A 19,110-nucleotide genomic window follows, 5' to 3' on the forward strand; every position below is an offset into this window, starting at 1 on the left:
ATCAACTCCTCGGCGATCGCACGGACGGTGCCTTGGGTGCCGTGCATCGCACGGGGGGCGAAGCCACGGCCGATGAGACGCCGGACGCGGCGGTGCTCGTCGCCGTCCATGTGCAGCAGCGAGTCCGAGGGCGCTCCGCTCATCGAGCGGCTGCTGAAACACGACGCCTCCGCGAAGCCCTGCTGCACCAAGGCGTGGGGGGCGACGAACCAGAAGCGATCGTCGACCTGCTCGACCCCGCCCCGCTCGCGCAGTGCATGCTGTGGGGGGAAGGGGTCCGGCGTCGGAGTGAAGAGGCCGACCCGGTCCATCGATCCATCTTCCACTAGGGTGCCCTAAGCTCTAACTTGGTTAACTGTTTCGGGTCTATCCTAACATCGAGACGGCGCAGCATGGCGGACGGCTTGGCCCACGACGCTCGGGACATCCGCGCGGTGGCGTTCGACCTGCACGGGGTGCTGACCACCGATCCGTTCGGTGGCATCCGCGACTTCGAGCGCGAGCTCGGGCTCGAGCCCGACTCGCTCGTCGCGTTCTTCCGTGGCAACGAGATCTCCGCGAAGATGGAGCGCGACGAGATCGACACGCGGGCGTTCTGGTACCACGTCCGCGATGAGGTGCGGTCGCGCAGCGGCGTCGAGATCGACCTGCGCGAGATGGTCCGTCGGATGGAGGGCGGCTACGGGCCGACCCCGGGGATGGCCGAGCTCATCGACGAGCTGTCGGGGCGTTACCGCACGGCCCTGGTCACCAACGTGGGACGTCGCTCCGGGCCGGGGAAGGGCATGGCGCCCCTGGAGCGGTTCGACGTGGTGATCGAGTCGGCGGTCGAGGGCATGCGCAAGCCCGAGCCGGCTATCTACCGGCTCGTGGCGGAGCGGCTGCAGGTCGCACCGGAGCACCTCGTGTTCGTCGACGACTTCGAGGAGAACTTGCCGCCCGCCGAGGTGCTCGGCATGGCGACGATCCTGTTCCGCTCCGAGGCCCAGTGCCGCGACGACCTGCGGGCGCTGGGGGTCGAGGTGTCGCCCTCGGCGATCGAGGCGACCGGGTGATCGCCGACCGTGTCGCGCTCGTCGGCTCCGCCTGGACCGAGATCTCCCGCGATGCGGGCCGGGGGGAGGGCGACCTGGCGCTCGATGCGTGCTTGGCCGCGATCCGCGACGCCGGCCTTGAGCCGAGCGACGTCGATGGCATCGCCACCTACCCCGGCGGCATGGTCGCCTCGGTGTCGTCGACGTACGTGCTGCAGGGTCTGGGGATGCAGAACGTGCGCTGGTACGTCGACGCGAACGGCAACGGCCCCGCGGCGATGACGGCCGTCATCGAGGCTGCGCTCGCGGTGGCTGCCGGGGCGTGCGAGACGGCGGTCGCGTTCCGCGCGTACGCCCGGCCACGCCACCACGTCGCCGGCGGCGCGCTGCCGGACGTGCGCATGCCACCCGACATCACCTTCAAGCTGCCCTACGGCAACGCGGCAGCGACCCAGTGGATCGCGATGTGGGCGACGCGGCACATGCACGACTTCGGCACGCGTCCCGAACACCTCGGCCGGATCGCGGTCTCGACCCGCGCGTGGGCGACGACCAACCCGCGTGCCATCGCTCGCGACCCCATCACCCTGGACGACTACCTCGCATCGCCCTACATCTCCGAGCCGTTCCGCAAGCTCGACTGCGACTTTCCGGTGGACGCCGCCGTGGCGGTCGTGCTGACCACGCCGGAACGCGCGCGCGACCTCCCGCACCGCCCCGTCCACCTCCGCAACGCCTCGGTCGCACCGGGCCCACGCCCCGACTGGGACCAGGCCCCCTCGTACCGCGAGATGTCGGCGGCCTACGCGGCCCGCGACCTGTGGTCGGGCGCCGGCGGGCTGACCCCTGACGACGTCGACGTGGCGCTGCTGTACGACGGCTTCACGTTCCTGACGCTGAGCTGGCTCGAGGCGCTGGGGTTCTGCGCGCTGGGGGAGGGCGGGGCGTTCATTGAGGACGTCGGCATCGGCCCCGGCGGCGACCTGCCGGTCAACACCCACGGCGGCAACCTCAGCGAGGGACGCACGCACGGAATGGGCCAGATCGCCGAGGCGGTCCGTCAGCTGCAGGGTCGGGGCGCGGACAACCAGGTGGCGGACGCGTCGGTCGCGGTGGTGTCCGCGGGAGGCGGCCCGCTCGCGGGGGCGCTGCTGCTGCACAACCAGGAGCCGGGGGCGTGAGTGGCGACGCTGATCGACCTCACCCCTCAGGCCGGCAACGCCGGCCCCTCCCCCCTCAAGGGGGAAGGATGAACCTGATCGACCTCACCCCTCAGGCCGGCAACGCCGGCCCCTCCCCCCTCAAGGGGGAAGGATGAACTTCCCGCGCCCGGTCGAGGACGAGTTCGCCGGCTCGTACTGGCAGGGCGCCCGCGATCATCGTCTGCTGATCGAGCGTTGCCGCGTGTGCGGCTTCTGGATCCACTACCCGCGACCGCGCTGCCCGGTGTGCCTCGACGACGACGTCGCCCCGAAGCCCGTCAGCGGCCGCGGCCGCATCGAGAGCTACACCCTCACCCACGCGCCGCCGCTCGGCGAGCGCACCAACGCCCCGACCGTGCACGTGCTCGTCGAACTCGACGAGCAGGCTGGCTTGCGCGTCGCCGCCACGCTCGAGGACGGCGATGGCCCGCCCCGCATCGGGGCGCGGGTCGAGGTGACCTACGACGACCGTGCTGGCTACACGCTGCCGCGTTTCCGCCTCGAGAAGGAGCACGACAAGTGAGCGATCCGACCGATCTCACCCCCCAGACCGACCACCCTCGCTTCGGCGACTTCGGCTTCCAGACCGTGGTCGACACGTTCCAGCCGCGCATGGCCGACATGCTCCCGTCGCAGACGCGGTTCGGGCTGCACCAGCAGGTGCAGTACCTCTACGGCGGGTTCCGGGATGCCGATGGCGTGTTCTACGCCATCGAGCGTAAGTTCGTGGGGCCGATGACGGGCGGGGCGTGGATCATGTCCGACGAGTCCGGCCACCTCGCGTTGCACCCGCGCGCGCTCAGCAGCGCGCGGGGCGAGTCGATCCGCGAGTTCACCCCCGACGGGCGGCGCTGGACCAACCACCTCATGCAGGAGATGGGGCAGAAGGTCGGGGCGGGCGGCGACGACCAGCCGCTCGAGCTGGTCATGACCGACGACGACATCACCTACTCCGAGGGCGAGCTGCTCGAGCTCACCGGGCCATGCCTCGGACCCGGCTTCCAGTACTACATGCCGATGCGCGACGAGCCGCTGTTCTACACCACCCACGCCTACTGGGTCCACGGCACGTTCCTGGGCAGGGAGGTCGACGGCTTCCTCGGCTTCGACCACGGCTACTGGGCGGCCGGGGCGGAGTGGAAGGAGTACCGCGTGTTCGAGGACCTCGAGCTGACCTGGGAGGTCTTCGGCAACCGCTTCGGCGAGACCATCGAGTGGGGCGTCATCGTCAAGGGCCGCCACGGCCTGGCCGCGGCGATCACGTTCGAGGACGGCGACGTCGTCGCCAAGGCCGACACGATGCCGACCAGCGTTGTGCTCGACGACGAGGACTACATCGCCAGCGTGACCTACGACATCGGGGGCGTCGGCTACGAGTTCACCGCCGAGGAGAAGGGCAAGATGCGCGAGTTCTCCGACGCAAGGTGGGGTGGGTACAAGTCGGTCTCGGGCATCACCCGCCGTGTCGGCGACGACCGTGAGCTCGACAACTGCTTCAGCTGGATCGAGTTCTTCCCCGACCGCATCCGTGAGGACGGCCTCGCCAAGTAGCCCAGCGTGTGCATCTGGACCCGGTAGCCGGGTCCATCTGCACCCACTGAAGTGGTGGCGATCCCAGCGTGTGCATCTGGACCCGGTAGCCGGGTCCACCTGCACCCACTGAAGTGGTGGCGATCCCAGCGTGTGCATCTGGACCCGGTAGCCGGGTCCACCTGCACCCACTGGGGTGGGTGGGGCGGGGTCAGCGGGAGCGAGGGAGGCCGAGGACGCGCTCGGCTAGCAGGTCGAGCAGGATCTCGTCGGTGCCGCCGGCGATGCGGGAGGCGGGGACACCGAGGAGGTAGGGGGCCCAGCCGAACGTGCCCCACGACCCGACGTCCGCCGCCAGCGCCGGCCCCGCAACACGTTGCGCGAGGTCCGCGACCGCGCGTTGGTTGCGTGCCAGCAGCAGCTTCGCCAGCGATAGCTCGGGGCCCGGGGCGTCACCGGCGGTGATCGCCTCCGACCCACGCGCCACGAGCAGTTCCATCGCCCGCACGCCCCGCGCCAGCGCCCCGAGCGACCTGAGGACGTGGTCGTCTCCTGCGTCGCCGAGTGCGGCCACCATCCGGGCGAGGTGCTCGACCGGAACCTGCCCGCTCGGTCCCGCCCCGAGCGTGGCCCGCTCGTTGGACAGCGTGGTGACCGCGACACGCCAGCCCTCGCCCGCCTCGCCCACGCGGTGGTCGTCGTCGACCGCCACCTCCTCGAGGAACACCTCGTTGAACGACGACCCGCCGGTCATCTGCCGCAGCGGCCGCACCTCGACGCCGGGCGCGCGCACGTCGATCAGCAACATCGTGAGCCCGGCGTGCTTGGGAGCATCGGGATCGCTGCGCGCCAGCACCAGCCCGATGTCCGCGAGGTGCGCCCCGGAGCTCCACACCTTCTGGCCGGTGAGCCGCCAGCTCGCCCCGTCGCGCGTCGCACGGGTGCGGACCGCCGCGAGGTCGGAGCCGGCGTCCGGTTCGGAGAACAGCTGGCACGCGATGACGTCACCCTGGTGCAGCGCGGTGAGGTAGCGGTCGCGGGCGAGGTCGGAGCCGTGGGCGAGGATGGTCGGGGCGATCATGCCCAACCCCACGACCAGCGGGCGCATGTCGGGCACCTCGAACCCCCGCTCGAGCTCCGCGAACGCGTGCTCGTACGCGAAGGGAAGCCCACGTCCGCCGTACTCCTCGGGGCCGCTGATCCACGCGTAGCCCGCCTCGAACCTGGTCCGCTGCCACGCTCGTGCCGCGGCGACGACGGTCTCCTCGTCATCCGGCTCGTACTCGTCGATGATGGTGACGCGGTCGTCGCCGATCCCCCACGCGTCCCGCCCATCCCGTCGCGGAGTCAGGTGCTCGGCGAGGAACCGGCGCGCCTCGGTGAGGAACGTGTCGAGGTCCAGGGATGGCTCCCAGGTCGCAAGTGATGGGCCGGACGCGAAGCAGGCGGCCCCGCGTCACAATCGTATAACTTATACAGCGGTTAGCGTGAGGGAGGGTCGAGTGGGGGAGTGGCGCCGCGCCGGCGACCGGCGGACCCTCGGCGACGTCGTCGTCGAGTCCGCGGAGCGCTGGGGCGACCGGCTCGCGTACGTCGTCGACGACGTCGGCATCACCTACGCCGATTCCGCGGTTCGGTCCGCCGCCGTCGCGAACGCGCTCCGCCAGCTCGGTGTCGGCCGGGGCGACCGCGTCGCCCTGCTGGTCGAGAACTGCGTCGAACTCGTCGACCTGTTCCTGGCGTGTGGTCGGCTCGGTGCCATCGAGGTCGCGATCAACACCGCCAACCGGGGCGAGTTCCTGCGCCACGTGCTGCAGAACTGCGACCCGACCGTCCTCGTCATCGACGACACCTACCGCGACCGGCTCCTGCCCGACCTCGTGCTGCCCAACCTGCGCGCCATCGTCGTCCACCCGACCGCTGGGCCCGCCACCGACGGTCCCGATCTGGGCTGCGAGGTGCACGCGACGCAGGCCCTGTACCACGGCCTCGGCGAGCCGTTCACCACCGACGACCCACCCGACTACCGCGATCCGCTGATGATCGTCTACACGTCCGGGACGACCGGGCCGTCCAAGGGTGTCGTCGCGCCTCACCGCTACGTCATCAACGCCGCGGGCGGCTCGTTCCTCCGCCGGGGCGGCGAGGAGGGCGACGTGGTCTACAGCCCCCTGCCGCTGTACCACCTCAACGCCCACGTCATCACGATCCTGGGCCCGTACCTGCACGGAGGCACTGGGGTGCTCGACCGCCACTTCAGCGTGTCGCGGTTCTGGGAGCGGGTCGACACCTACGGGGCGAACCACATCGCGATCCTCGGGGCGCAGCTGCAGCTGGTCTGGGACCTGCCTCCCGATCCACGCGATGGTCAGCGCGGTCTGAAGGTCCTCATCGGGGCGCCCATCACCGCCGAGATGGCGCCGCAGTGGCAGCAGCGCTACGGACTGAAGACCTCTCAGGGCTACGCCCTCACCGAAGCGGTACCAGTCACCAGCGCCCCGGCCGCCGAGGCACCTCCCGGGTCGTCGGGACGGCCGCTGGACGAGTTCGAGGTGCGCCTGTTCGACGACACCGACGAGGACGTCCCCAACGGTCACGTCGGGGAGATCTGCATCCGCCCACGCGAGCCGTTCATCATGTTCTCCGGCTACTGGCGCGATCCGCAGGCGACCGTCGACGTGTGGCGCAACAGCTGGTTCCACACCGGCGACCTCGGCCGCTTCGACACCGACGGCTACCTCTACTTCGTGGATCGCAAGAAGGACTACCTCCGGCGTGGTGGCGAGAACGTCTCCTCGTTCGAGGTCGAGCGCGCCCTGTCGGCACATCCGGACGTCTCGCAGGTCGCCGCCTTCGGCGTCCCCAGCGAGCTCGGCGAGGAGGACTGCATGGTCGTCGTCGTCCCGGCGTCCGGCCGCCACGCCGACCCCTGGAACCTCGTGAGCTTCTGCATCGACAACATGCCGTTCTACGCCGTGCCCCGGTACATCCGGATCGTCGACGAGCTGCCTCACACCCCGACCGGCAAGGTCGAGAAGTACCGCCTGCGGGAGCAGGCCGTCGTCACCGGCACCTTCGACCTGCACGCCGAGGGCTACCGCGTCAGCCGCAGGGGCCTGGTCCCGCTCGACGCGCCCCGCGCGAGCAGAGGCTGAGAGGCCACCGTGGAGTTCCAGCTGACCGAGGAGCAGCGCCAGATCGCGGCGACCGTCCGGTCCGCGGTCGAGGGCGGGGCGCGGTCGCGACCGGCGTTCGAGAGCGATGGCGCGGCATCGGGCGGCGACGTCGACGCGTGGAAGATGCTCGCCACCAGCGGCCTGTTGGGCCTGGGGATCGCCGAGGAGCTCGGCGGGTCCGGCGGCTCGCTGATCGACCAGACCCTTGTCGCGCACGAACTCGGGCGTGTCGTCAGCCCCGCCCCGTTCGTCTCCTCGGCGATGGTGGCCGGGGCAGTGGCGCAGCACCTGGGTGACGCGGCGCTCGGTACCGCCGTGACCAGCGGACGCGTCGTCGCGGTCGCGTTCGACCGTCCCGGCGACCGCCACCTCGACACGACCGGGGAGCGCGCGACCGTGTCGGGGCGCGCCCCCCTGGTGCTGGACGGTGCGGTCGCCGACGATCTGGTGCTGTCCGTGGGTGACGGCGACGCGGTCGCGCTCGTGCTCGTGGAAGCTGCCGTCGCGGAGGTGGCATCGCAGGCATCGCTGGACCGGGGCCGCGCCTTCGCGACCGTCGATCTCGATGCCACCCCGGTGCGCGTGCTCGCCTCCGGGGCGCCGGCACGGACAGCCATCGCCCGAGCGACCGACCTCGCCTGCGTCGGCTTCGCCTCCGAGGCTGCCGGCGTCGCCGAGCGCTGCCTCGAGCTGGCCACTCAGCACGCGAGCACACGGCGTCAGTTCGGGGAGGTCATCGGGATGTTCCAGGCGATCAAGCACAAGCTCGCCGATGGCCTCGTCCTGGTCGAGAACGCCAGGTCCGCGGTGCTGCTCGGGGCCTGGGCCGTAACCGACGACAGCCCCGATCGGGCGCTGGCGGTGGCTGCTGCCAAGGCCACGGCCACCGACAACGCGGTGCGCGTCGTCGCCGACGCGATGCAGGTCCACGGCGGCATCGCGATCACGTGGGAGCACGACCTGCACCTGTACCTGCGTCGCGCCAAGACGCTGCAGAGGGTCTGGGGCGAGCCCACCGACCACCGCGACCGCATCGCCGCCGCCCTGCTGGCCGGCGCCCGCGGCTGAGGAGACACCTGTGCAGGCAGTGCTGGACCAGCGCGCGGCGGAGTTGGCCGCCGAGCTGTCGAGGTGGCTGGCGCAACGCCTCCCGGAGGGGTGGCGTCTGCCGCGCGCCCCGTCGGAGCGCATCGCGTGGCTCCGCGACTGGCAACGGCAGATGGCTGAAGCGCGCTGGGTCGCGATCCACTGGCCCGAGGAGCACGGGGGTCGGGGCGCGACCCTCGAGGAACAGGTCGCCTACCACGCGACCCTCGCGCGCCACCGCGCCCCGGGCCTGATCGGCAACACCGGGTTGAGCCTGTGCGGACCGACCATCCTCGTCCACGGCTCCGACGAGCAGCGCGAGCGCTTCCTGCCCCCGATGCTGCGGGGTGACGAGATCTGGTGCGAGGGGTTCTCCGAACCCGATGCCGGCTCCGACCTCGCGGGCCTGCGCACGCGAGGTGTAGTGGATGGCGACGAGCTGGTTGTCACCGGGCAGAAGATCTGGACCTCGCAGGCGACCATCGCCGACTGGATGTTCGCCCTCGTCCGCACCGACCCGGCCACCGCCCCCGGCGCCCACCCGGCGCCAGGCGCCCGGAAGCGCGAGGGCATCTCGTTCGTGCTCATACCGATGGACGCGACTGGGCTCGACGTCCGACCCATCCTCCAGATCAGCGGAGACGCGGAGTTCTGCGAGGTGTTCCTCGACGAGGTCCGCATCCCGCTGACCCACGTCGTCGGCGCCCTGAACGAGGGCTGGCAGGTCGCGCGGACGACGCTGTCGCACGAGCGCTCGACCATCTTCGTCGCCGGGCAGATGCGCATGGCGCGTCAGATCGAGCGCATCGCCGCGCTGCTCGCCGCCTCGGTCGACCCGCTCACCGACGAGGCGCGTGCCGACCGCCACGAGCTACGGCAGCGCCTGGCCCAGGCCTGGATCGACGCGCAGCTCGCGATGGTCCACGGGGCGCGCACCTTCGGCCAGGTGGCGGCGGGGCGTGAGCCCGGGCCCGAGGCGGCGGTCCTCAAGCTCTTCGGGCAGGAGTCCGAGCAGCGGCTCTACGAGCTCGCGCTCGACATCCCCGGCGCCGCCGGGTTGCTCGACCATGGCGCCGACGACGCACCGGGCAACGGCCGCTGGGTCCTGGGCTACCTGCGAACACGCGCGTCCACGATCGGCGGCGGGACCAGCGAGATCCAGCGCAACATCCTCGCCGAGCGTGTCCTCGGCCTGCCACGCGACCCCTGGAACCCCTGACATCCCGTCCATGTACCGGTCTGCTCGGTCATGTGACCGACAGGACCGGGACACCGACGCGTCAGGCGGAGGTGGCGATCGCCAGCACGGAGGGGCGGTGGACCTTGCCGGTATCGGTGAGGGGCACCTCGTCGACCCGTATGAAGCGACGCGGGCACTCGTAGGGCTCGAGCCGATCGCGGCACCACGCCTCGAACTCGGCGTCGGCGACGTCCTCGTCGAGCTGGACGACCGCGACCGGGATCTCGCCCAGGCGTTCGTCGGGCACAGCGGTGACGGCGGCGCGAGCCACGGCGGCGTGGCTCTCGAGCGTCTCCTCGAGCAGCGCCGGCGCGATCTTGAAGCCGCCGCAGAGGATGAGGTCGTCGACCCGTCCCTCGATCCACACGAACCCGTCGGCGTCGATGCGGGCGAGGTCACCGGTGGCGAGCCAGCCGTCGCTGCCCTGCACGCCCCGCAGCCACAGCTCCCCCGGCTCGCCCGGAGGCAGCCCGCCGTCGTCGGGGTCGGCGCCTTCGCCGACGACCACCGCCTCGATCCCGGGGCGAGGCCGCCCCGCCGCCCCCGTCTTCGCGCTGAGGTGGTCACGCATGTCGGCGGGACTCCAGCCGATGACCTCGCCGCCGGCCTCGGTCTGGCCGTAGGACTGGATGACCGGCACGCGGTAGCGCTCCTGGAACTGCTGCGCGAGGCGGACCGGGAGCGGAGCCGTGCCCGAGCGCACGTACCGCAGGCCCGCGAGCTGATCGCGGGGCACATCGGCGTCCAGGAGCATCCGGATCGTCGTCGGGGTCAGGCCCAGGGACGAGATGTCGTACTGCGCGACGAGCTCGGCCACCCTCAGGGCATCGAACTTCTCGAGGAGCGCGATGCGGCGCCCCGTGGCCAGCGTGAGCAGCATCGGGAACAGTCCCGACAGGTGGTACAGCGGGAAACAGATCACGTTGACGTCGTCACGTCGTTGCGGTGGCCCGTCGGACGACCGCAGGGCTCGGATGCCACGGGCGAAGGTCGCGTGCAGGATGGGCACCGGCTTGGGGTCGCCCGACGTCCCCGACGTCATGAGCGTCGCCGCGAGCTCGGGGTGGGGTTCGAGCGCGGCGTCGCCCGAGAGCACCGTGAGCGGTCCGTTCCAGGTCGGGATCGACGCACCACCGGGTAGCGCCGCGGGGCGACCGCTGGCGATCACGCGGCCGTGGCGCAGCAGATCAGCCCCGGTCCGATCGAACAGGCGGGGGGAGATCGGGGTCGCGCAGCGGCCGCTGAGCAGCGCGGCCAGGATCGCGACGATCGTGGTGGGGTGGTTGGTGGCGCGGATGATGACGCGGTCGCCCGGCTGGCTCGTCTCGCTGAGCACGCGGGCGGTCGCGGTCAGCGCCCCGCGCAGCTCGGCACCGGTGGTCCAGGCGTCGTCGAAGAGCAGGAGCGGGTGCTCATCGGCCTGCTCGAGGACCGCATCGATGTGCCCGAGGTACGTCGGGCGAGGCGTCGCGCGGTCACGCGTGGTGGTGCCCAACCCGGCCTCCTGTCCAAACCGGCACCGCTGGATCCCCCGGCGCCAACCGTCTTAATCCATTATATGATATAGACGTTCGCGCTGTGACGGCAGGTGGAGGTTGAGAGACGGTGACGCGCCACCCGATCTTCACCGACGTGCACGACGCGCTCCGGCACACGGTCCGACGCTGGGTCGAGGACGAGCTCGCCCCGAACGTGGACGCGTGGGAGGACGCCAGCTACTTCCCCGACGAGGTTTTCCACCAGGCCGGCAAGCTCGGCTTGCTGGGCCTGCACTACGACGAGCGGTGGGGTGGCGGAGGCGGCGACCTGGCCTCCTCGGTGGTCTTCGTCGAGGAGGTCGCCAAGTGCGGGGCTGCCGCGCTGGCGATGGCGCTGTCGGTCCAGTCCGACATGGCGACACCCGCCCTAGCCGAGTACGGGACCGACGAGCAGCGCGACCGCTACCTGCGCCCGGCGATCGCTGGCGAGAAGATCGCCGCGATCGCGATCAGCGAGCCCGATGCCGGCTCCGACGTGGCGGGTATCCGCACGCGGGCGGTGCGTGACGGCGACGACTACGTCATCAACGGCACCAAGCTCTACATCACCAACGGTGCCCGGGCCGACTTCCTGACGCTGGTCGCCAAGACCGATCCGGACGCCGGGACCGGTGGCGTCAGCCTCTTCCTTGTGGACACCGACCTCCCGGGTCTGCGGGTCTCACGGCGACTCCGCAAGCTGGGCATGCACTCGAGCGACACCGCGGAGATCGCCCTCGAGGACGTGCGCGTCCCCGCCGACCGGCTCATCGGGCTCGAGCCGGGGCTCGGGTTCCGTCAACTGATGCGACAGCTGCAGTACGAACGCATCGCGGGAGCCGCCGCGTGCATCGGGCACGCGGAGTGGATCCTCGCCGAGACCATCGCGTTCGCACGCACGCGGACGACGTTCGGCCGTGCCCTCAACCAGCACCAGGTGATCGCGCACAAGCTGGCGGATGCCGCCACCGAGCTCGAGGCGGCTCGCGCCCTCACGTACGACACGGTGTGGCGACTGCAGGGCGGCGACTACCCGGTCGCGGGCATCTCGATGGCGAAGAAGTTCGCCGCCCAGGTCCAGAACCGGCTCGTGGACGCGTGCCTGCAGATCCACGGCGGGGCGGGCTACATGCACGAGTACCCGGTGAGTCGCGCCTTCCGCGACGCGCGTCTTCAGCGCATCGGTGGCGGCAGCGACGAGGTGATGAACGAGATCATCGTCGAGTGGGGCGGCATCCGCTGAGGGAGGCACGACGATGGATCTGAGGATGCACGACACGGTCGCGCTGGTCACCGGTGCGAGTGCCGGGATGGGACGTGCGTCGGTGCTCGCCCTCGCAGCCGAAGGTGCTCGCGTCGCCGTGGTGTCGCGGACCCCGGAGAAGCTCGCAGAGACCGCGCAGGAGGCGCGGTGGGCCGGGGCTCCGCAGGTGCACACGGTGGTCGCCGACCTCACCGACGCCGATGCGGCTGCCGCCGTCGTCGACGAGACGGTCGAGACGTTCGGCCGCATCGACGTGCTCGTGAACACGGTCGGGCTGTGCGAGGTCGAGCGGGGCGGGATCCTGGCTCAGGACGACGGCTACTGGCAACGGGCGTTCGAGTCCGTGCTCCTCGTCGACGTGCGACTGTGCCGCCTCGTCGTCCCTCACCTGCGCGAGCAGGGAGGCGGCGCGATCGTGAACATCTCCGCGATGTCAGCCCGTCACTACCTGCCGGTCATGGCGCACTACTCGGCCATGAAGGCTGCGCTCGCGCACTTCACCAAGAACCTCGCCCGCGAGTTCGCTGCCGACCACATCCGCGCCAACGCGGTCATGCCCGGCATGATCGAGTCGGAGTCGGTGGCCGCAGCTCACGAGCAGCGCAAGGAGGAGCGCGGCTGGACCGATGAGGAGGTCTTCCGTGACGCGATCGAGCGTTACCCCCTGGTGACGTTCGCGGACCGCTTCGGCCGACCCGACGAGGTGGGCGACCTCGTCGCGTTCCTCGCCTCGCCCCGCGCGAGCTACATCAACGGTGCCCTCGTCAACATCGACGGGGGCTCGATCTTCTGATGCGATGAGACGGAGGTACGACGGTGCACAAGGGACCCGGTGACTACGGCTTCACCCCGCTCCTCGACGAGTACCAGCCGCGGTTGTCCGAGCTGCGCCCTTGGGACGAGCGGCTGGGACTCAAGCAACAGGTCGTCTACCTCTACGGGGGCTTCCGCACGGCCGAGGGGGTCCAGTACGCCGTCGAGCGCAAGTTCATCGGACCCATGACGGCGGGGTTGTGGATCATGAACGACGCCGAGGGGGGCCAGCGGCTGCTGCCCGGCTCCGTGCGCAGCACCCGCGGGGAGGTCCGACGCCACTTCGACGACGACGGGGTGAGCTACGCGGATCAGCTCATGGCCCGCCTCGGCGAGGAGCTCGCCCCCGTCGGCGAGCAGAGTCTGGATCTTCGCATCGACGACGGCTCTCTCGACTGGAGCGAGGGCGAGCTGCTCGGCCTCACCGGCCCGCTCGTCGGTCCCGGCCTACAGATCCACACCCCGATGCAGGATGAGGCGTTCTTCTACGTCAGCCAGCTCTACCGCGTCGAGGGCACCGCGATGGGGGAGGAGGTCGTCGGGTTCGTGTGGCTCGATCACGGCTACTGGCCGCACGGGCGGGACTGGAAGGAGTTCCGCATCTTCAAGGACCTGCAGATCGGCTGGGAGGTGTTCGCCAACGAACACGACGGCACGATCGAGTGGGGCCACCTGTGCCACGGTCGTCAGGGGTTCACGTTCGGGGCGATCCTGACCAAGGATGGCCTCGTCAGCCACAGCACCGATGTGGACGTCGCCATGGACCTCGACGACGAGCACTTCGTCCCCCGCGCGACGTTCGTCTTCGGCGACGACACCTGGGAGTGGGAGGCCGATCCCAAGGGTCCGCTGCGCCAGTTCTCGACCGCGCGCTGGGGTGGCTACCGCGCCCAGGTGGGGCACACGCGACGGCGGGGCGACGACCGCGCCGTGGCCCACGACTTCACCTGGCTGGAGTGCTTCGCCGACCGCATCCGCGAGGACGAGGTCCCCCCGGTCGGCTGAGGGGAGCGCCGTGAACTTCGTCACCCGTTCCGATTGGATATCCGACCGGATCGGGGGATGAAGTCGCATGGGTTCCGCGGGGGCGCCCCATCGTGCTGAGGCTCAGTGGGGCTCGAGGGCCCGGTGCGCGGCGCGGAGGCGTTGGCGCGGGGTCCCGTCGGGCACCGCCTCGTCGCCGGCCACCTCGTCGGCCCACGCGAGCAGCGTCGTCAGGTGCTGACTGCGACCCGGGACGACGAGGCGGGGCGCGCCCTCGACGACCTCGCCGGTGCCGCCGTCGATCGTCAGCACGGTGCCTTCGGGGAACTCCTCGTCGGCGATGCGCACCACCCTCGCGGCCTCGTCCGGCACCACCTGCGTCGCCCCGACCACCGCCGGCTTGCCGAGGTCGCGGGCAACGACCGCCGCGTGGCTCACGAGTCCGCCCCGCGCCGTGAGGATCCCCGCGGCGGCCGCCATGCCATGCACGTCGCGCGGGGAGGTCTCGGGGCGGACCAGGATCACGTCCTCGACCTCGGACGCGACCCCATCAGAGCTGAGGCAGACCCGCCCCGTGGCGACGCCCGGTGACGCGGCCAGGCCGGTCGTCAGTACGCGGTAGCTGGCGGTCGGGTCGAGGTAGGGCCGGTCGAGCCTCTCGAGGTCGCGTGCGCGGATGCGCCGGACCGCTTCGGCACGGTCGATCAGGCCCTCCTCGACCATCTCGACCGCGATCCGCACCGCAGCCACGGCTGCGCGCTTGCCGCGCCGGATCTGCAGGAGGTACAGCCGCCCCGACTCGACCGTGAACTCGATGTCGCACAGGTCGCCGACACGCTGCTCGAGCCGCTGCATCACGTCGCGCAGCTCGGCCGCGACGGTGGGCAGCCGGTCGTCGAGCGCCGCGAGTGGCAGGGTCTCGAAGCGCCCCGAGACGACGTCCTCGCCCTGCGCCCCGAACAGCACGTCCCCGTAGGGGACGCGCTCGCCGGTGTTGGGGTCGCGCGTGAACGCGACGCCGGTCGCGCTGTCGTCGTCGTGGTTGCCGAACACCATCGCCTGCACGACCACGGCCGTGCCGAGATCGTCGTCGATGCCCTCGAGGCCGCGGTACGCCTTCGCGCGGGGGCTGTCCCAGGACGCGATGACCGCGCTGATGGCCTGGCGGAGCTGCTCGTGTGGGTCCTCTGGCACCGGCTCGCCCGCGAGTTCGGCGATCGCGGTTCGGAGCGCGATGGGGTCCGCGAGCGCCGGCAGGCGACCCTCGAGGCCGAGCACGATGCCGCCGTACGCCTCGAGGAAACGACGGTGGGCATCCCGTGCGAAGTCCGCTCCGGACGCGGTCGCGAGCGCGGCCTCGATGTCGTCGTTCATGCCGAGGTTCAGGACCGTGTCCATCATGCCCGGCATCGACTCGGGCGCACCGCTGCGCACCGCCACCAGCAGCGGCTGCTGTGGGTCGCCGAAGCGGCGACCGACGTGGTGCTCGATCGTGGTGAGCAGCGTCCGCACGTCGTCGAAGACCTCGGGCGGGAGCTCGCCGGTGCCGCGGACGTCGCGGCACACCGCGGTCGTGATGATGAGCCCCGGAGGAACCGGCAACCCCTCGGCGTGCATCTCGACCAAGCCGGCGCCCTTGCCCCCGAGGAGGTCGCGTGGCAGCGACCGTCCGGAGTCGAAGGTGACGACCCGGGGCGCCGCCGTGGCGAGGTCAGGCACCGGTGCCCGCCTCCTCCTCCCGCGAGATGCCGAGCGTCGCGAGCAGATCCTCGTGGAGCTGGAACCACACGGTGTGGTAGGAATCGCAACGAACGCTGGTCAGCCACTGCTGCTCGTCGTCACGGAGCTTCGCCAGCGCCGCCTCGAACCGTGAGGCGTAGGCGCCGAAGCGGGGGAGCGCGGCCTCGAGGTCGGCCAGGACCGGGCTGACCCCACGGTGCAGCGCCTCCAGCCGGTCCACGATCGCAGCGTCGTAGTCAGCGTCGGTGTGGTCGTTGGGGACCTGCTCGCCGTCCTCCTCGCGGACCTGCCACGCGGAGCAGATCGCCAGCAGCGGCTCGTTGAGGACGAGGAAGCGGCGGTAGGCGTCCGCGACCGCGTCGCGCCCACCGGCGGCGTCGAGCTGGTCCGCGAGGAGTGCCTCGTGGTGAGAGCGGCCCTCGGGCGTGAGCATCCACCCGGCGATCGCCCCCTCGCGCTCGACGACCGATCCGGCGGCAGCGAGCGCGCGGAGGCGCTCGCCGATGGCGGACTCGTCAGCCTCCGCGAACTCGGCGACGCGCTCGAGCGGAGCGAGGCCGGTGCAGCGCAGGGCGTGCAGGGACAGCAGATCGAGGTCGGGGCGTTCGGTGGTGTCGGTCACGAGCGGTCCTCCAGGCCCCTGAGCGTAGGCTGCGACGCGGTCTCCAGGATAAGCTAACTTAGTTGTACGATTCTAGCTGACGCGGTCGGACGAGAGCGGGGTCGAAGTCGTGGATCACAGCGGACACGTCGCGGTCGTCACCGGCGCCGCGCAGGGCATCGGCCGCGAGTACGCGCGGGCGCTCGCCGAGGACGGGGCGCAGGTCGTCGTCGCCGACATCAACCGCGACGGTGCGTCCGAGACGGCGGAGCTGATAGACAAGGACGGCGGGACCGCTCTGGCCATCGCGGTGGACGTCAGCGACCGCGACAGCACCCTCGCGCTCGCCGAGCAGGTCCGCGACGCGTTCGGGGCGACCCACATCGTCGTCAACAACGCCGCCATCTACCACTCGATGCGGCTCGACCCGGTGCTCGAGGTCGACATCGACTACTGGCGGCGGATCTTCTCGGTCAACCTCGACGGGGCGCTGCTGGTCACCCAGGCGTTCGCCCCCCTCCTCATCGACGCCGGCTGGGGCCGGGTCGTCAACCAGACCTCGGTCGCCGCGTACGGACCGGCGGGCGCCTACAGCGCCAGCAAGCTCGCGCTGATCAACCTGACCATCTCGCAGGCGGCGGAGCTCGGCCCGCGCGGGGTGACCGTCAACGCCATCGCGCCGGGACCCATCTTCACCGAGGCGACCGAGGTTACGGTCCCCTCGGAGCGGCTCGAGCGCATGCTCGCCTCCGCCCCGATCAACAAGCGCGCCGAACCGCGCGACCTGGTCGGGGCGCTACGGTTCCTGTGCAGCGACGACGCGGCCTGGATCACCGGTCAGACCATCCTGGTCGACGGCGGCATCACGCGGCGGATCTGACGTGCCCACCACCGAGGCGATCACCGGGCCGGTGCTACGCCAGTGGATCCGCGCCGCAGAGGACGAGCCACTCGACGACATCCTGCGCACCGCCGACCCACGGCTGCAGATCGAGGACCCCTACGGGCCCCTCGGCGAGGCCCGTCGCGCGGCGGCCGTGCACCCCGTGAGCCAGTACGAGATCGTCGGGTTGGGCGACCATCGCGAGATGTCGCAGTTCCGCGACCGCCCCATCTTCTCGGTGCTCCGGTTCGACACGGTCCACGAGATGCTGCGCGATCCCACGCGCTTCTCGAGCCGCATCCGCGAGGAGACCATCGGCCAGGTGTGGGGCCACACGATCCTGGGCATGGACGGCGACGAGCATCGTCGCCACCGGGGACTGGTGTCGCAGGCGTTCGGACGCAAGGCCATCGCGACGTGGAAGGAGGAGGTCGTCGAGCCCATCGTCCACGGGCTCATCGATCGGTTCGAGACGGACGGCGAGGCGGATCTGGTCGCCGCTTTCACCATGCCGTTCCCGATCCACGTCATCACCGCGCTGCTCGGTCTGCCCGCCGAGGACGTGGCGCGCTTCCACACATGGGCCAACGAGACCATCACCATCTTCTACAACCGCGAGCGCGGCCTGGCCGCGTCACGGGCGCTGTTCGACTACCTCGGTCCGATCGTGGAGGCACGCCGTGACGCGCCCCGCACCGACGACCTGGTCAGCCTGCTCGTGCACGCCGAGCTCGAGGGTGAGCAGTTGACGACCGAGGCGATCGTGTCCTTCCTGCGGTTGCTGCTTCCGGCCGGTGGCGAGACCACGTTCCGCTCCACGGGGAGCTTGCTGTTCAGCCTCCTCAACGCCCCGGAGCAGCTCGACGCCGTCCGCGCCGACCGCGACCTGCTGCCCGCGGCCATCGAGGAGGGGCTGCGCTGGAACCCCCCGCTGACCAACGCGGTGCGCATCGCCGAGGTCGACACCGAGCTGGCCGGCGTCCGCATCCCCGCCGACTCCGTGGTCGAAGGGGGGCTCGGGGCGGCCAACCGCGACGAGTCGCGGTGGGATCGGCCGGACGAGTACGACCTGTGGCGCGAGCCGCAAGCGCACCTCGCGTTCGCGTGGGGCCCACACGTGTGCCTCGGCGCTCACCTCGCGAGGCTCGAGACCCAGGTGGCGGTCGGGGCGCTGCTCGACCGGCTGCCCGACCTGCGCCTCGACCCCGATGCCGAACCGGGTGTCATCCGCGGCATCGGCTTCCGCTCGCCCGATCGCCTCCCCACCCGCTGGGGCTGACCGGCTCGACGGTGGGGCTATGGTCGTCGCGTCGGCACGGATATGTATCTAACGACGCATCAACGTGCTAGGATACCCTCATGCGTACGACCGTCGAGTTCGACGACGACACCGCCGCTGCGGTCGAGGCGCTCCGGCGAGACCAGGGCCTCGGCCTGAGCGAGGCGGTGAACGAGCTCATCCGCCGCAGCATGCTGCCGCGGCCGCCGGGGGAGCCTTTCCGTCAGCAGACGCGACGGCTCGGAGTGCGGATCGACGTGTCCAACGTCGCCGAGGCGCTCGAGACCCTCGAGGGTCCGCAGGCGCGTTGATGCTCGTCGACGCCAACATCCTGCTCTACGCGGTCGACGAGGCGAGCCCGTTCCACGACGGCGCACGCGCGTGGCTGGAGGGTGCGCTCAACGGACCGCGACGGGTCGGCATCGCGTGGCCGTCGCTCTGGGCGTTCGTGCGGATCGCGACGCACGCGCGCGCACTCGAACGGCCCCTCGATCCGCCCGACGCGTGGTCGCTCGTGGACAGGTGGCTCGACGCACCCACGGTCTGGGTGCCGGTGCCTGGAAGGGGGCACCGGACCATCCTGGGGCGTCTGATCCGTGATCTCGATCTGCGCGGCAACCTCGTGGCTGACGCCGCGCTGGCCGCACTGTGCATCGAACATGGCCTCGACATCGTGAGCGCGGACTCGGACTTCGCCCGGTTCCCCGAGGTCACGTGGATCAACCCGGTCGCGCCTGCCTGACGCTCGTGGCCGCGTCGTG

19 protein-coding genes are annotated in these 19,110 nt (G+C 71.1%); 14 read left to right on the plus strand and 5 right to left on the minus strand.

What is annotated here, in order from left to right; all coding sequences use genetic code 11:
- On the minus strand, positions 1–311 hold a 311-nt coding region (locus KY469_04195), incomplete at its 3' end, for a cytochrome P450 (protein ID MBW3662280.1).
- 81 nt (positions 312–392) lie between these two features.
- On the opposite strand from KY469_04195, the gene KY469_04200 reads away from it, so the two are divergent.
- The 4 genes from KY469_04200 to KY469_04215 all read left to right on the plus strand — a co-directional run bounded on the left by KY469_04200 (position 393) and on the right by KY469_04215 (position 3,787).
- Entirely contained in the window at positions 393–1,055 is a 663-nt protein-coding gene (locus KY469_04200) for an HAD family phosphatase (protein ID MBW3662281.1), read from the plus strand.
- On the plus strand, positions 1,052–2,215 hold the full coding sequence (locus KY469_04205; GenBank protein MBW3662282.1) for a hypothetical protein: 1,164 nt from the start codon (positions 1,052–1,054) through the stop codon (positions 2,213–2,215). The genes KY469_04200 and KY469_04205 overlap by 4 nt, the downstream gene beginning before the upstream one ends.
- Positions 2,216–2,348: 133 nt before the next feature.
- Positions 2,349–2,759: an OB-fold domain-containing protein gene (locus KY469_04210; GenBank protein MBW3662283.1), complete on the plus strand. Its 411-nt coding sequence runs from the start codon at positions 2,349–2,351 to the stop codon at positions 2,757–2,759.
- Positions 2,756–3,787: a hypothetical protein gene (locus KY469_04215; GenBank protein MBW3662284.1), complete on the plus strand. Its 1,032-nt coding sequence runs from the start codon at positions 2,756–2,758 to the stop codon at positions 3,785–3,787. The genes KY469_04210 and KY469_04215 overlap by 4 nt, the downstream gene beginning before the upstream one ends.
- 190 nt (positions 3,788–3,977) lie before the next feature.
- Here the strand turns inward: KY469_04215 and KY469_04220 are convergent, their stop codons facing one another.
- A complete protein-coding gene (locus tag KY469_04220) occupies positions 3,978–5,168 on the minus strand; it encodes an acyl-CoA dehydrogenase family protein (protein MBW3662285.1) in 1,191 nt (396 codons plus the stop codon).
- Between the two features lie 100 nt (positions 5,169–5,268).
- On the opposite strand from KY469_04220, the gene KY469_04225 reads away from it, so the two are divergent.
- The 3 genes from KY469_04225 to KY469_04235 are packed head-to-tail and all read left to right on the plus strand — an operon-like array spanning position 5,269 to position 9,247.
- A complete protein-coding gene (locus KY469_04225) occupies positions 5,269–6,921 on the plus strand; it encodes an AMP-binding protein (protein MBW3662286.1) in 1,653 nt (550 codons plus the stop codon).
- Positions 6,922–6,930: 9 nt separating this feature from the next.
- The gene (locus tag KY469_04230) at positions 6,931–8,010 is read left to right on the plus strand and encodes an acyl-CoA/acyl-ACP dehydrogenase (protein ID MBW3662287.1); all 1,080 of its coding nucleotides are present in this window, start codon (positions 6,931–6,933) and stop codon (positions 8,008–8,010) included.
- A 10-nt stretch (positions 8,011–8,020) separates the two neighbouring features.
- A complete protein-coding gene (locus tag KY469_04235; GenBank protein ID MBW3662288.1) occupies positions 8,021–9,247 on the plus strand; it encodes an acyl-CoA dehydrogenase family protein in 1,227 nt (408 codons plus the stop codon).
- A 61-nt stretch (positions 9,248–9,308) separates the two neighbouring features.
- On the opposite strand, the gene KY469_04240 is transcribed toward KY469_04235, so the two are convergent.
- Positions 9,309–10,763 carry an acyl--CoA ligase gene (locus tag KY469_04240; GenBank protein ID MBW3662289.1) on the minus strand — a complete coding sequence of 485 codons (1,455 nt, stop codon included), beginning with the start codon at positions 10,761–10,763 and terminating at the stop codon, positions 9,309–9,311.
- A 110-nt stretch (positions 10,764–10,873) separates the two neighbouring features.
- Here KY469_04240 and KY469_04245 point away from each other — a divergent pair, with 110 nt between their 5' ends.
- The 3 genes from KY469_04245 to KY469_04255 are packed head-to-tail and all read left to right on the plus strand — an operon-like array spanning position 10,874 to position 13,867.
- Complete coding sequence (locus KY469_04245; protein MBW3662290.1) at positions 10,874–12,028, plus strand: acyl-CoA dehydrogenase family protein; 1,155 nt, start codon at positions 10,874–10,876, stop codon at positions 12,026–12,028.
- Between the two features lie 13 nt (positions 12,029–12,041).
- Positions 12,042–12,842, plus strand: a complete 801-nt coding sequence (locus KY469_04250; GenBank protein MBW3662291.1) for an SDR family oxidoreductase — start codon at positions 12,042–12,044, stop codon at positions 12,840–12,842.
- Between the two features lie 23 nt (positions 12,843–12,865).
- Positions 12,866–13,867: a hypothetical protein gene (locus tag KY469_04255; GenBank protein MBW3662292.1), complete on the plus strand. Its 1,002-nt coding sequence runs from the start codon at positions 12,866–12,868 to the stop codon at positions 13,865–13,867.
- A gap of 102 nt (positions 13,868–13,969) precedes the next feature.
- Here KY469_04255 and KY469_04260 read toward each other — a convergent pair whose 3' ends face one another.
- Positions 13,970–15,565 carry a pyruvate, phosphate dikinase gene (locus tag KY469_04260; protein ID MBW3662293.1) on the minus strand — a complete coding sequence of 532 codons (1,596 nt, stop codon included), beginning with the start codon at positions 15,563–15,565 and terminating at the stop codon, positions 13,970–13,972.
- Complete coding sequence (locus KY469_04265; GenBank protein ID MBW3662294.1) at positions 15,558–16,208, minus strand: transcriptional regulator; 651 nt, start codon at positions 16,206–16,208, stop codon at positions 15,558–15,560. The genes KY469_04260 and KY469_04265 overlap by 8 nt, the downstream gene beginning before the upstream one ends.
- Before the next feature lie 109 nt (positions 16,209–16,317).
- Here KY469_04265 and KY469_04270 point away from each other — a divergent pair, with 109 nt between their 5' ends.
- From KY469_04270 to KY469_04285, 4 genes are all read left to right on the plus strand, one after another.
- Positions 16,318–17,067, plus strand: coding sequence for an SDR family oxidoreductase (locus tag KY469_04270; GenBank protein ID MBW3662295.1), 750 nt, complete (start codon positions 16,318–16,320; stop codon positions 17,065–17,067).
- 1 nt (position 17,068) lies between these two features.
- Positions 17,069–18,349 carry a cytochrome P450 gene (locus KY469_04275; protein ID MBW3662296.1) on the plus strand — a complete coding sequence of 427 codons (1,281 nt, stop codon included), beginning with the start codon at positions 17,069–17,071 and terminating at the stop codon, positions 18,347–18,349.
- A gap of 80 nt (positions 18,350–18,429) precedes the next feature.
- The gene (locus KY469_04280; GenBank protein MBW3662297.1) at positions 18,430–18,660 is read left to right on the plus strand and encodes a ribbon-helix-helix protein, CopG family; all 231 of its coding nucleotides are present in this window, start codon (positions 18,430–18,432) and stop codon (positions 18,658–18,660) included.
- Entirely contained in the window at positions 18,660–19,091 is a 432-nt protein-coding gene (locus KY469_04285; protein MBW3662298.1) for a PIN domain-containing protein, read from the plus strand. The genes KY469_04280 and KY469_04285 overlap by 1 nt, the downstream gene beginning before the upstream one ends.
- The last annotated feature ends 19 nt before the right edge of the window (positions 19,092–19,110 follow it).

It is taken from the genome of Actinomycetota bacterium, from assembly GCA_019347575.1.
Taxonomy (GTDB): domain Bacteria; phylum Actinomycetota; class Nitriliruptoria; order Nitriliruptorales; family Nitriliruptoraceae; genus JAHWKY01.

Excerpts from the sequence above, each read along its gene's own strand:
- KY469_04200 (MBW3662281.1), top strand. The coding sequence starts at position 393 with ATGGCGGACGGCTTGGCCCACGACGCTCGGGACATCCGCGCGGTGGCG.
- KY469_04210 (MBW3662283.1), top strand. The coding sequence starts at position 2,349 with ATGAACTTCCCGCGCCCGGTCGAGGACGAGTTCGCCGGCTCGTACTGG.
- KY469_04250 (MBW3662291.1), top strand. The coding sequence starts at position 12,042 with ATGGATCTGAGGATGCACGACACGGTCGCGCTGGTCACCGGTGCGAGT.
- KY469_04280 (MBW3662297.1), top strand. The coding sequence starts at position 18,430 with ATGCGTACGACCGTCGAGTTCGACGACGACACCGCCGCTGCGGTCGAG.
- KY469_04285 (MBW3662298.1), top strand. The coding sequence starts at position 18,660 with ATGCTCGTCGACGCCAACATCCTGCTCTACGCGGTCGACGAGGCGAGC.